The organism is Peterkaempfera bronchialis (assembly GCF_003258605.2).
Lineage (GTDB): Bacteria > Actinomycetota > Actinomycetes > Streptomycetales > Streptomycetaceae > Peterkaempfera > Peterkaempfera bronchialis.
This window is the reverse complement of record NZ_CP031264.1, coordinates 5,339,018-5,353,468: the sequence shown is the minus strand read 5'-3', so window position 1 is coordinate 5,353,468 and position 14,451 is coordinate 5,339,018. Positions and strand designations below refer to the sequence as shown.

The following is a 14,451-nucleotide window of genomic DNA, read 5'->3' as shown; positions in this document are numbered from 1 at the left end:
GCGGCGGACGGCGGAGCCAAGTGCTCCGCCGCCCGCCGGGCCAGAGCCGCGAGTCAGGAACGGCTCAGGGCAACCCCGCTCCCCCGGGCCGGGGACGCGTTCTCCGGCCGGGGGGCGGTCGGCAGGTCCCGGCAACGGCGGATCGGCGAGAAGTAGAGGATCAGCGCGGCCAACGGAACCCCCGCCGTGGTGATCCACATCGCCGGGCGCACCCCCAGCGCCGTACCCAGGACACCGCCGAGGATCGCGCCGAGCGGAATGGCGCCGTAGTTGAGGAACGCACTGCTGGCAGCGAGTCGGCCGAACAGCGCCGGCGGGCAGTACGCCTGCTGGAAGCCCGACTTGATGACATTGCCGGCCACCACCCCACCGGAGACCGCCAACCCGCCGAGCACATAGAAGGCCAGCCCCGCCCCGCCGGTGGTGAGCGGGATGAGCAGGGCGAAGACGGGGAAGCCCAGTTGGAACAGGAGCATCGCGCGGGCGGTGCCCATCCGGGCGGCCACCCGGCGGGCGGCGAAGGCGCCCACGACGCCGCCGGTGCTGGCGACCGCGATCAGACCGCCGACCGCGCCGGAGGAGAGGCCGACCTCCCGGACCAGGAAGACGACCTGGATCGACTGATACCCGGTCAGCGCGAGGTTGGAGAAGGCGCCGAAGAGCGTCAGCGTCCGGAACCAGGGGTCCCGGGCGACCAGTCCCAGACCCGCGCGGACCTCCTTGACCAGCGCCTTCGGCGGGCGCTCGGCCTCGGTGGCACGCGGTTCGCGGTGCCGCATCCCCAGCAGGCAGAGAAACGAGACCAGGAACGTCCCGGCGTTGGCGAAGATGGCGCTCACCGCACCGGCGAGCTGAGCGAGAAGGCCGCCCGCTCCCAGTCCGACGATCTGCGCGGCGGAGGCGCTGCCGTGCAGCTTGGCATTGCCCTCGGGCCGGTCGGCGGGTTCCAGGAGGCCGGGGAGGTAGGCGGTGTAGGCGGTCTGGAAGAAGACCGCCGCCGTCCCCGCCAGCAGCGCGACGGTGAGGAGCTGACCGATGCTCAGCCAGCCTAACCAGGAGGCGACGGGCACGCTGGCGAACAGCAGGAGGGAGACCACGTCGGCGGCGAGCATGATCGGCCGGCGGCGCATCCGGTCCACCCAGGCGCCGACGGGAAGGCCGATGATCAGCCAGGGCAGCCAGGCGGCCGCGCTCAGCAGGCTGACCTCGAAGGTGCCCGCGTGCAGGGTGGAGACGGCGACCAGCGGCATCGCCACACCGGTGACGGCAGTCCCGAACTTTCCGGTGGTCTCCCCGCACCAGAGCAGGCGGAAGTCGCGGTGGCGGCGGAGCAGTCCGCCGTGTATCCCCGCGTTCACTCGCTGCCGCCGCGCGGCTTGCGGGGGAACGACTGGAGCTGCACGATCACCGGCAGCGCATCCGGCGCGGGCTCGGCGTCGGGGGCCGGGGTGTGCCGCTCGATGACCGCCATCAACTCCTGGTTCAGCGCGCCCAGCTGGTCAGGCGTCAGCCGCAGGTCGCTCCAGTCGGAGAGCGTGCCCACGCCTCGCCACTCCTCGGCCCAGTCGTCGTTGAGGTAGTCGACCACCCGGCTGTAGTACTGCTGGACCAGTTCATGCATATAGACGGAGAGCGCGCCCCGGGCCTCGGGCGCGTCGCGGAACTCGTCAGTGTTCAGCACCCGCTTGCTCTTCACCACCCGCCACCAGCGCTCCCGCTTGGTGCCTCGGCCGGTCTCCTCCTCGATGAAGCCGTGCTCGGCGAGGTGGCGCAGATGCCAGCTGACGGTGCCGGTCTTCTCGTCCAGGCGCTCGGAAAGCCCGGTGGCGGTGGCCGGCCCGTCCAGGCTCAGCAGTTCCAGGATGCTCATGCGCAGCGGGTGCGCCAGTCCGCGCAGGCTGCGGGCGTCGATCCGGCGGACCGGCTTGCCCGGCCCAGGGGTGCGTGCTGATGCGTCGTCCATGGGCAGCACCGTACATTGCAGAGGACCCTCTGCATAGAGTCCTCGGCAGAGACTCCTCTGCAATCTGCATCAACCCCCCAGCAGGCTGACCTCCGGTTCAGTACCGATCCCCAGCCACCCACCGCAGAGCCCCACCATCACCCCCAGCACGCCCCCACCGCCACCGCCGCCACCCCGGCCCGCACTCCCCACCCCGGGGTTCCACCCCAGGGCCGCCCCCTTTCGGCATGACATACGTCACACTTGGGCGCTTGACATGTTACTTTCATCCCATACCAGGAGCAGCTTGTCCGCAAAGTCCAGACCCGCCGACCCCTACCGTCGGAAAAGATCATTGACACTCCCTTTACCCACGTGTTGACTCTGCGCAGTTCATGACTGACGTGTGCATGATGGGGGAGCTTGCCGTGGAAGCTGCATGGGTTCGGCACAGAGCAGTGCGCACGGTGCTGGCAGGGTTGGTAGTCGGCGGCGTACTCGCAGGTTTGCCGGTGCCAGGAGGCTTGCCCCAGGCTGCTGCTGCTGAGGTTGCACCGGTCAGCGATCCGAGTATCGCTGAGGACGGCTCGCAGGCTGACACCCCTGAGTCGGTCGCGGTGGCGGAGGCACGGCGCACGGGCAAGGCGGTGGATGTGCCGTCGCTGCGCACGGAGTCCAGCGAGGTGGTCGCACATCCCGACGGGCGGCTGGAAGCGACGGTGCATGTACAGCCCGTCCGGACCCGCAAGGGTGGGGCCTGGGTGGGGCTGGACTCCACGCTGCGCACCCTGCCGAGCGGCGCGGTGGCACCGAAGGCGGTGCTGTCGGACCTCGAGTTCTCCGGCGGCGGCGCCCAGCCGCTAGTGCGGCTGTCCCGCGCGGGCAAGGAGCTGCGGCTCACGTGGCCGGACCCGCTTCCGGCACCCGTGGTGAACGGCAGCACGGCCGAGTACCGGTCGGTCCTCCCCGATGTCGACCTGCAACTGACGGCGACGGACTCGGGTTTCTCCCAGCTCCTGGTGGTCAGGACCGCAGAGGCCGCTCGCAATCCTGCGCTTGCCCGGCTGACCATGGGGTTGGCGGGTGACGGTCTGAAGGTTGAGCAACAGGGCGACGGCTCTCTCGCCGCAGTGGACACCGCCGCCGGCGGCACCGTGTTCGAAGCGCCGAAGCCGATGATGTACGACTCGTCGGAGGAAGCCGAGCAGGGCCCCGGCACCGCCCTCGTCCAGACGCTCGCCCGGACGCTGTCCGCGCAGTCGCCCGCTGACGGCACCGACCAGGCACACGCGGCCTCGCTGGGGGTGGAGGTATCCGACTCGGGGCGATCCCTGACGCTGACACCGGACCAGCAGTTGCTCAGAGGTCCGCACACGGTCTTCCCCGTCCTGATCGACCCCAGGTGGGAGACACCCAAGGCCGCCGACTGGGCTGGTGTGTCCCGTGCGAACCCCTCCCAGCCCTACTGGCACTTCAGCTACAACAGCAGCTATGTGGCGGATTTCGGCACGGGCTACTGCGTGTCCGCGAACTGCTCGCCGGAGGACGTCAAGCGGGTCCTGTACCGGATCCCGACCTCGGCGTGGGCGGGCAAGCACATCCTGGAAGCGGAGTTCCGGGTGACCGAATCCTTCTCCTACAGCTGCACGGCCTCCCCGGTCCACCTGTGGTGGACGAACAACTTCGACAAGAACACGGACTGGAACAAGTCGCAGGCCTCGGGCTTCTGGCGGCAGGATCTGCAAACGCTGAACGTGGCCCACGGCTGGAGTTCGTCGTGTCCCGCCAGCCGGCTGGAGTTCGGCGGCAAGACGGGCGCGGTCAGGGATCTGATCCAGAAGGGCGCCGACAGCGGCGCCACCGCGATCACGTTCGGGTTGCGGGCCGGAAGCGAGTCCGATGCCAACGGCTGGAAACGCTTCAGGGACGACGCCGACCTGCACGTCTACTACAATCTCCCGCCGCGCCAGGCGCCGATGAGCGATCTCTCGATGTCGCCGGGCTCGGTGTGCTCCAGCACCACCGTGGGGATCAGCAAGCGGCCGACGGTCACCGCCCGAGTCTCCGACCCCGACGGCGACACCGTGGGTATCCAGTTCGCGGCGGGTTGGGACACCGGAGACGGTACCGGGCAGCACCGCCGCTGGTGGTCCACGGGTGCCGAAAGCACCGTTCCCACGACCTTGAAGGCTTCCGGTTCGCAGTTCAGCGTCCTCCTGCCCTCCGCCATACCCCTGAACAAGAAGGTCGGCTGGGAAGTCCGGGCCTGGGACGGCGCAGAGTGGGGTCCCTGGAGTGCGGCAGGCGACAAAGCGACCAACTGCTATTTCCTGGTCGATACGACCATCCCCGCCGGCCCCAAGGTCGCTTCGGCCTCGTACCCGGGGTCGCAGAACCCCCTGGACCCGTTGGCATGGGTGGACGGGGTGGGCCGCTATGGCAGCTTCACCGTCTCCACCTCCTCCACCGACGTGGTGAAGTACCGCTGGAGCCTGGACACCTCCCCGACGGTGCTCCATGACGTTGCGACCACGGGAGGCGCCGCCCGCACTATCAATGTCATGCCGGACAAACAGGGGCCACGCCACATCACCGTCCAGGCCATCGACGCGGTGAACAACGCCTCCGAACCGATGCCGTACTACTTCAACGTCCTCAACGGCCACCCGCAGCGCGCAGGGTGGGGTATGGACGAGACCTCGGGGGCCGTTCTGACCGGCACCGGCGGAGCCTTCCCCGCAACCCTCGGCACCGGCGCCACACCGAAGCCGGACGGACACAGAGGCGCCGCCCTGGCCCTCGACGGCACTTCCGACGGATACGCCGCAACCGACGCAGCCATCCTCGACACCTCACGCAGCTTCACCGTCTCCGCCTGGGTCAACCCAGCCGCGACGGTCAGCAACTACCGTGCGGCCGTGAGCCAGAACGGCTCGTACATGGGAGCCTTCCACCTCGGCATCCGCGAAGGTGTCTGGGCCTTCACCTTCGCATCGACCGATGGCGCCGGTTACTCCTACTACGGCTCCAAGTCCAGCGCTCCGGTAACCGTCGGGCAGTGGACCCACCTGACCGGCGTCTACAACTCCAGCAGCAAAACGATCACTCTCTACGTCAACGGCACCGCAGCCCCCGCCACCTCGGTACCGGCTATGTGGGACGGCCACGGTCCCTTCCAGATCGGCAGTTACTGGTGGCGTGGCACCCAAGCCGATCCCTGGTTCGGCTCGGTGGACGAAGTCAGGGCATGGGACCGCGCACTGTCCGCAAGCGAGGCCGCGAATGTGGCCCAGGACAAGGAACTGACCAGCGGTCGGCCTGCCAAGGCAGCGTGGACGTTCAACGAGGGCTCCTCCACCGTCGCGACCGGTACCGGCGAGGCCGACTCACTCACCCTCTACAACAACCCCGCCACCGGCCAGCCCGGGATGGTCGACAAGGCCGTGAAGTTCAACGGAACCAACCAGTACGCCCGTACCACCCGCCCGCAGATCGACGGCACCGGAAGCTTCTCCGTGGCCGCGTGGGTGAAGCTGCCGACCCCGGCCTCCGGAGACACCAAGGCCAAAGTGGCGGTTACTCAGAACGGCACCCAAAACTACGAGTTCTCGCTCTACTACTCCGCCGCATCCAAGAAGTGGATCTTCGGTCGTTACAAGGAGGACGCTGCCGCCGACACTCTCGTCCGCGCCGCCGAGTCCGACGGCTGCGCACCACACACCACCACCTCAGGCATGTACTGCGCCGGCCCCACCGGCAATGAGTGGACCTACCTGGTCGGCGTCTCGGATGCCACAGCCGGGAAGCTGCGCCTGTACGTCAACGGAAACCTGACAGGTGAGTCCTCCTACGCCCAGAAGACACCCTGGTCCGCCCCCGGCAGCGTACAGATCGGGGCCGTCTCCCGAGCGGGAGCCCTGGACGAGTTCTTCGGCGGCACCATCGACGACGTGCGCCTGTTCGACCGAGTGCTCTCCACCACCGATATCCGTGAGACATTTCAGCAGCACCCCGTACTGGCGGGCCGGTGGAAGTTCAACTCCGCTTCGGGAACACCGCTCTCCTCACCGGACGAATCCCCTGGCAAGCACCCGGCCGTGCTCGGAAACCAGGCGTCGATCGGCTCCGACTCCCCCCTGCCGACCGCCGGCAGCCTTCAGCTGGACGGCATCGACGACTACGCCGCCACCACGGCCACCCCCGTCGACACCGGACAGAGCTTCACCCTGGTCGGCTGGGCCCAGACCGCAGGCACCGCAACCCGGGACATGACGGTGCTGTCGCTCGCCGGGACCACCGGAAGCGCCGCAACCGTCCGCTGGCACTACCTCAAGACCCTCGACGGCTACGACTTGGGAGAGTGGCGGGTCGAGGTTGCCGACCAGGACAAGGCAGGCGCGACCCGCACCACCGTGGCCCACACCTTCGACGCCAGTATGCGCATCGGCTGGAACCACCTCGCGCTGACCTATGACGCGTTCTCCAATCAGCTGTCGCTGTACGTCAACGGCCAACTGGAGAACCAGGTCTGCGACGACGAGGACACCTCCGGTACCTGCACCGACCACGTGTCCTGGGCAGTCGCGGAACAGCCTTTCAAAGCCACCGGCAATCTTCAATTCGGCCGCAACCGGTCCGGCGGTGCATGGACGGAGTACTTCTCCGGCCAGATCGATGACCTCTGGGCCTACCAGGGGGTACTCACCCCGGCCCAGGTCATCGCCCTGAGCGACCCCAACGTCGAGATCCCGACACCGTCCTGAGACAGAACACCAGCACGTGGAGGCGGCCGGCCCTTGCAGGGCCGGCCCGTTCCCTCCACTCGCCTGCTGCTCCGTTCCCCTGATCTCCGGTCCGCTGCCTGCGGCCCGTCCCGCCGCCATCGCATCCCCCCGGACGCGCTGTGAAGGAAATCCATACATGCCCACTCCACCTGGACCACGTCGAACTCCGTCCCGTCTGGCCACCGTTGTGGCAGGCGTCATGGTCGCCTCGCTCCTTCAAACGCTGCCGATCGCGATGAGCACGGGGAACGCGGCCCCCGCAAAGCCGCCTGTCCCCGCATCGGAGCGGCCGGTCAAGGGACATCCGGACACCGTCAAGCCCCGTGGCACCCGTCCAGGGAAGCAGCCACCTGCACCAAAGGCCACCTGGCCCGCCGCCGGGCGAGCCACCTTGGCGCTCCGCACTCCTGCGGGTACAGCGCCCTCACGCGCCACCGCCAAGCCCGGCGGCCTGCCTGTCACGCTGTCCGTAGCGAGCAGCGACATCGGACCCGGCAGCAGCGACAGAACCCGGACGGCACAGGCGGCCACACCGGGACCGCGGCAGGCTACGGTGGAGGTCCTGGACCGTGACGCGGCGCAGAAGGCAGGCATCGACGGAGTCCTGCTGACCGTCTCGGGTACTCCTGGCGACAGCGCCGGTGGCCACGTTCAGGTCGGCGTGGACTACAGCGGCTTCGCCCAGGCAGCCGGCGCCGACTACGGATCGCGTCTGCGATTGGTCCAGTTGCCGGCCTGTGTGCTGACCACGCCGAACCAGCCGGAGTGCCGTACCGCCCTGCCGCTGACCGGCAGCAACGACACCGAAGCGCAGACCGTGACTGCGGCGGCGGTCCCGCTGCCCGCAGGTGAGCAATCCCTTTCCAAGAGCTCCGGTGTGGTGGTGCTGGCTGCCACCTCAGAGGCATCCGGTCTGTCGGGTGACTATAAGGCGACCCCGCTGTCGGCTGCCTCCACGTGGAGTACCGCGCTCAACACCGGCTCATTCGCGTGGTCCTACGACATGCCGACTCCTTCGGTCCCTGGAGACCTGGCCCCCCGCGTGGCGCTGTCCTACTCCTCCGCGTCCGTCGACGGCCGGACCGTCAACAGCAACAACCAGGCATCCTGGGCCGGTGACGGCTTCGACCTGGCGCCGGGCTTCGTGGAGCGCAGATACAAGCCGTGCGGGGACGAGGGCGTCAAGACCGGCGGCATCGAGCCGGGCGACCTCTGCTGGGCCTACGACAACGCCACCATCAGCTTCAACGGCCACTCCGGCGAGCTGATCCCCGTCTCCAAGGACGAGTGGCGGATCAAGGGCGACGATGCCACCAAGGTCGTCCGGAAGCGCGACGCCAACCGTGGCAATGGCGACAACAACGGCGAGTACTTCGTCGCCACCACCGACGACGGGACCACGTACTACTTCGGCTACAACCGCCTGTCCAACTGGGCAGCCGGCAAGCCGGAGACCAAGTCCGTGTTCACCGTGCCGGTGTTCGGCAACGACCCGGACGAAGAGTGCCATGGCAGCACCTTCGACACCTCCTGGTGCCAGCAGGGGTGGCGCTGGAACCTCGACCTGGTCACCGACACCGACGGCAACGACATCACCTACTGGTACAAGCAGGAGACCAATTACTACGGCCGCAACCTCAAGGCAAGCAACCGCACCCCCTATGTGCGCGGCGGCACCCTGGACCACATCGAGTACGGCCAGCAGAAGAGCGACATCTACTCGGCCACCGTCAAGCCGATAGCCAAGGTCGTCTTCGGCACCGCCGAGCGCTGCCTGCCCGCTACCGGCATCACCTGCGACCCTGCCACCATCGACGCCAACCGGCGCTACTGGTACGACACCCCTTGGGATCTGAACTGCAACGCCGGCACCGACTGCGACGCCGGCCGCTACTCGCCCGCCTTCTTCACCCGCACCCGCCTGAGCAAGATCACGACCCAGACGCTCCAGGCGGACGGCACCTACAAGGACATCGACTCCTGGTCGCTGGCCTACCGCTGGGGCACCTCGGACGCCGACTACCAGCTGCTGCTGGAGTCCATCCAGCACACCGGCCACGCGGGCGCCACTCCGATCACCCTGCCGAAGACCACTCTCGGCTACACCCAGCTGGCCAACCGCTTGGACAAGACCGGGGACGGCCGCGCCCCCTTCATCAAGGAACGCCTCAGCACCATCGCGGACGAACTCGGCGGCCAGACCGACGTCACCTACTCCGCCCCGGCGTGCAACTGGGCTTCCCTGCCGACCCCGCAGACCAACACCACCCGCTGCTACCCGCAGCCCTACCAGCCCAGCAACGAGGCGCCGGTCACCACGGAGTGGTTCAACAAGTACGTCGTCAACGTGGTCACCGCCACCGACCGCACCGGCAAGGCCCCTGACTCCGAGACCCGTTACAGCTACCTCGGCGGCGCCGCCTGGCACTTCGACGATGACGACGGCCTGACCAAGGAGAAGCTCAAGAGCTGGTCCCAGTGGCGCGGCTACGAGCACGTCCGGGTACAGACCGGCAGCGCTCTGGCCATGTCCACCCAGGCCGACCACTACTACCTGCGTGGCATGGACGGCGACCGCACCGACCCCGCCAACAAGACCAAGACCCGTTCGGTCACCGTCCCCGACGGCGAAGGTGCCACGCTCACCGACGACCAGGCATGGGCCGGCTACGAGTACCGCACCGAGACCTACAGCCGACCGGGCGGCACGATTCTGGCCAAGTCCGTGAGCACCCCGTGGAAGAAGGAGACCGCCAAGCGGGTCCGCGACTGGGGCACCGCCACCGCCAACCTCACCAGCACCCAGGTCTCCCGCTCCTTCACCTCGCTCGACAACGGCGCAGGTGCCGCCTGGCGTGAGACCCGTGTCAACACCACGCACGACGACCTCGGCCGCAGCACCCGGATCGAGAACCTCGGCGACGCCTCGGCAGCTGTTACGGACGACGACACCTGCACCCGAACGACCTATGCGGACAACGCTGCCGACTGGATCCTCACCGGCGTCATCCGCACCGAGACGGTGGCCGCAAAGTGCAGTGTCGACGTCAACCGCGACACCCGGCCTGACGGCACCTCCGCCGTTCTCACCGACACCCGTATCCGCTACGACGGCCAGGCGTGGGGGGTCGCCCCCACCAAGGGCCACGCCACCCTCACCGAGACGCTCAAAACTCGCAGCGGCACCAATGCCACCTATCTCGACAGTACGGCCACCTACGACTCCTACGGCCGCACCCTGACCATCACCGAACTCGCCTCCACCACAGTCTTCGACCCCACCAACGACGCCAAGGTCCCGACCACCACGCCGGGAGCCAGCCCTCGCACCACCAAGACCGTCTACACCCCCGCCACCGGCCGCCCGACCAAGTCCACCGTCACCACCCCGCCCGCCAATACCAGCGTCCCCAGCAGCACGCAGACCACCACCACCGACTACGACCTGCTGCGCGGCATGCCCGTCGACACCATCGACGCCAACAGCCTCCGCACCGACCTGCTCTACGACGCACTCGGCCGCACCCTGAAGGTCTGGCTTCCCAACCGGACCAAAGCCAGCGGGCAGAGCCCCAACTACGAGTTCGCCTACAACGTCGCCGACGACGCCATCGCCTCAGTCGCAGCCAAGACGCTCAACAACGACGGTTCGCAGGACACCACCTACACCCTCTACGACGGCTTCGGCCGTGTTCGCGAGACCCAGGCTCCCGGCGGGGGCGGCGGACGCATCCTCACCGACACCTTCTACGACGAGCGCGGCCAGGCCGCCCTCACCTACGCCCCCTACTACGCCACCGGCGCCCCGACCACCATCCTGTTCAAGGTCGAGGACGCCACCGGGGTCGAAACCCAGACCGCCACCGTCTTCGACGGACTCGGCCGCCCCACCAGGACCACCCTGCTCGCCGGAAACGGCGTCGGCACCCCCCTGTCCAGCTCCACCACGATCTACGGCGGCGACCGCACCACGGTCATCCCGCCCAAGGGTGCCACGCCCACCACGACAGTCTTCGACGCCATCGGCCGGACGACCCAGCTGATCGAGTACACCGACGGCTCCGGCACCGCCACCGGTCCCACCGACATCACTCGGTACGGATACGACCCTGCGGGCAACCTCACCCTCCTCACGCACGCCGGCACCACCTGGAGCTGGCTGTACGACCAACTCGGCCGCCAGACCAGGGCCGACGACCCCGACACCGGTACCACCCGCAACACCTACAACGACCGCGGCGAACTCGCCACCACCACCGACAGCCGGGGCAAAGTCGTCGCCAGCCTCTACGACAACCTCTCCCGCCTGACCGAGACCCGTGACGGCTCCGCGACCGGGCCCCTGCTGACCTCTCAGGCGTGGGACCCCCAGGACAACAAGGGCATGCCGGGCACCTCCACCCGCCATGTCACCATCGGCAGCACCACCTACAAGTACGAATCCACACCCGGCAACTACGACGCGCTCTACCGCCCGGGCCGCACCACCGTCACCATCCCCTCGGTACCGGGGCAAGAGGGCCTTCAAGGCAGCTACGTCTTCGGCACCACCTACAACCTCGACGGCAGCATCAAGTCCGTTGCGTACCCCGCCGTCGGCAACCTGGCAGCCGAATCCGTCGCCTATACCTACGACGCCCAGCACCGGCCCGTCAGCATCGGCAGCAACCTCTCCACCTACCTCGCCGACCAGTCCTACAGCCTCACCGGCAAGCCGCTGCAATCCACGCTCAAGACCAACACCAGCAAGACCACCTGGGTCACCAACGGCTACCAGTGGGGCACCCAGCGCCTGGCCAGCAGCGTCACCCAGCAGGAAGGCGTCACCGGGGCAGCCCGCGCCGCCGCCTACACCTACGACGACGCCGGCAACGTCACCGCGCTGGTCGACGCCTCCCGGACCGGTACCGACGCCCAGTGCTTCACCTACGACGGCCTCGCGCGCCTTACCGAGGCATGGACCACCAACACCACCGTCTGCGGACAGCAGCCGGACCCCGCCGCACCCGGCACCGTCGCTCCCTACCGCATCGCCTATACCTACAACCCCGACGGCACCCGCAAGACCGAGACCCGGTACGACACCACTCCGGGCGCCCAGAACACCGTCCGCGACTACACCTACCCGGCCGCCACCGGCGGTCCGCACAGCCTCGCCGCCACCCGCGCCGTCACCGGATCCCTCGGCGCCCCTGTGGAAGAGACCTACGCCTACGACAAGGCCGGTCACACCGCCGAACGCCACCTCAAGCCGGCCGCCGGTCAGACCGACGACCAGGTCCTGACCTGGGACACCGAAGGCCGCCTGGCCAAGATCGTCGACACCCGCAAGACCACCGCCGGTACCACGGTCACGACCACCGTCCAGACCACCGACTACGTCTACGACGCCGGCGGCAACCGACTCACCGCCCACACCCTCGATACCGCCAACCCCTCAGCCGAGAACACCGTCCTCTACCTCGGCAGCACCGAACTCACCCTCACCAAGGGCATCAGCAAGCCCACCGCCACCCGCTACTACGACCTGGGCGCCGCCACCGCCGTCCGCACCGACGACAACAAGGTCGCCCTCCAGATCAGCGACCACCACGACACCGGCACCCTCAACATCGACACCGCCAACGGTGCCGCCACCACCCGCCGCACCGACCCCTTCGGCAACCCCCGAGGCACCGCACCCGCCACCTGGGCCGGCACCAAGGGCTTCGTCGGCGGCACCCTCGACCCCACCGGCCTCACCCACCTCGGCGCCCGCGAATACGACCCCACCACCGGCCGCTTCATCAGCGTCGACCCACTCCTCACGGCCGCCGACCCCCAATCCCTCAACGGCTACGCCTACGCCAACAACAGTCCCACCACCCTCAGCGACCCCACCGGACTCTGCCCTCGCGACCTCTGTGATGGGTACGGACAAAACCCCACGATGAACAGCGGCCCCCCGGGAAAATCGGACCCCACCGATAGTCCCTTCCTGGGCCACACACTCAGCGACAAGCAGTACGAACTCTACCAAGCCCAGGGATACCACGGATCTCAGGAATTCACCTGGGGTGACGCGGCGAAGTGGGCGGCCCAGGATGACAACGGCTGGAACTCGGTCTGCCAACTGGCAGGAAATTCAGTGGAGGACTGCAAGAGCAATCCGTTCACTGGCAACAAGGATATTTATGATGCTCACGAGGCCGAAGCTGCGGGGATTGCTCTCGTAGGGGTCGGCAGTGCCGTGGTCGGCATGGCATGCATTCCCGGGGTAGTGGAGTGCGCAGCCACTATCGCAACTGCCCTGACGATCGGTTCGGCCGATGCCGCCGCGGGAGGAAGTCTCCTCCTAGGGGTCGATTTCGTTGTCGGGGGAGGTGCAGCTGCCGAGGCCACAGGGCTTAGGATGCTGCTGGGAAAGATCGGCAGCAAGGAGTGCAACAGCTTTACGTCCGACACCGCCGTCCTGATGGCCGACGGAAGCCACAAGGACATCAACCGGATCGAAATCGGTGACGAGGTCATTGCCACCGACCCCGACACCGGACGCACCGAATCCCGAACCGTCACAAGCACCATCTACAACCCCAACGATACCAAATTCGCTGATATAGCCGTCAAAACCGGAGGCTCCAGCCCGGAAATAACCGCTACGTGGCACCACCCCTTCTGGTCCCCAAGCGCGCACGCCTGGATCGACGCCGGTGACCTCAAGCCAGGTCTGACCCTCCGCACCGCCGACGGCAAGACCGTCACCGTCACCCACGTCAAGCGCTACCACCGGCTCCAAGCCGCATACAACCTCACCGTCGACGACCTGCACACGTACTATGTGCTGGCGGGGGCCACTCCGGTCCTGGTTCACAACTCAAACTGCCAATTCTGGTCGCCGACCGACTACAACGGTCAGCGCATTTATCAGCGGGATGATCTCGTGAATCCGGACTACTTTTCGCCTGCGGACAAGTACGGTCGAAGTAATCTCAAGAGAATGCAGCAGGGGCTGGCCCCGATGGGTCCGGACGGCAAGCCGCTGAACCTTCATCACATGCTCCAGACGCAGGACGGGCCGATAGCCGAGGTGACACACTCTATGCACTTCGGGAACTACAATCAGCTGCACTGGAAGGCGGGCACCAAGATCCCCAGTGGAATCGATCGAGATGCCTTCAACGCCTGGAAATCGCAGTACTGGAAGGACCGAGCGGCAGGATTTGGTGGATGATGAACGCTGTCGAGGCGAGTGAGCGACTGATCGAGCTGGTTCGCGGGAACGATGACATCGCGAACCACGCCGACGGCTGTGATGCAGGGACGATGGCCGCCGCCGAGAGTGATCTGGGTGTGGCTTTCCCTCCCTCGTACCGCCGTCTGGTCGAAGAGTTCGGAACCTGGGATATCGCTGGTGAAGAATTTCTTGGCGTATATCAGACGCCCGCCATGGGGCAGAAACTGTTGGGTTCCGTAACGGAAACCCTGGATGCTCGCAGCCAGTACGGAATACCATCCGATCTGATTGTTGCAATGTTTGACGGAATGGGTGGGCTGGTCGTCCTTGATTCTTCTCAAGTGAATCAGGAAGGCGAGTATCCCGTCCTCGTTTGGGACCCCGGAGTTGTGGACCGCGAGAGCATGGAGAGGCTCGGGGATGATTTCGGGTCCTTCGCGTTCGCGCTGTGCCAGCGTGCTGTGACGCGCTGGCGAGAGTCCGGCTGAAGCTGAAAATCGGGAGAAAAGCGA

5 protein-coding genes are annotated in these 14,451 nt (G+C 67.3%); 3 read left to right on the top strand and 2 right to left on the bottom strand.

The features are described 5' to 3' along the window. Positions 1-53 precede the first annotated feature (53 nt). Complete coding sequence (locus tag C7M71_RS23660; protein WP_111490640.1) at positions 54-1,358, bottom strand: MFS transporter; 1,305 nt, start codon at positions 1,356-1,358, stop codon at positions 54-56. Continuing rightward, positions 1,355-1,963, bottom strand: coding sequence for an ArsR/SmtB family transcription factor (locus C7M71_RS23655; protein ID WP_111490639.1), 609 nt, complete (start codon positions 1,961-1,963; stop codon positions 1,355-1,357). The genes C7M71_RS23660 and C7M71_RS23655 overlap by 4 nt, the downstream gene beginning before the upstream one ends. A gap of 374 nt (positions 1,964-2,337) precedes the next feature. Between C7M71_RS23655 and C7M71_RS23650 the strand changes: the two genes are divergently transcribed. The 3 genes from C7M71_RS23650 (at position 2,338) to C7M71_RS23640 (ending at position 14,427) form a co-directional block, all read left to right on the top strand. Continuing rightward, a complete protein-coding gene (locus C7M71_RS23650) occupies positions 2,338-6,705 on the top strand; it encodes a LamG domain-containing protein (RefSeq protein ID WP_111490638.1) in 4,368 nt (1,455 codons plus the stop codon). 574 nt (positions 6,706-7,279) lie between these two features. Further along, positions 7,280-13,936, top strand: coding sequence for an HNH/ENDO VII family nuclease (locus C7M71_RS32740; protein WP_111490637.1), 6,657 nt, complete (start codon positions 7,280-7,282; stop codon positions 13,934-13,936). After that, positions 13,933-14,427 carry an SMI1/KNR4 family protein gene (locus C7M71_RS23640; protein ID WP_111490636.1) on the top strand — a complete coding sequence of 165 codons (495 nt, stop codon included), beginning with the start codon at positions 13,933-13,935 and terminating at the stop codon, positions 14,425-14,427. Before C7M71_RS32740 ends, C7M71_RS23640 begins: the two co-directional genes overlap by 4 nt. The last annotated feature ends 24 nt before the right edge of the window (positions 14,428-14,451 follow it).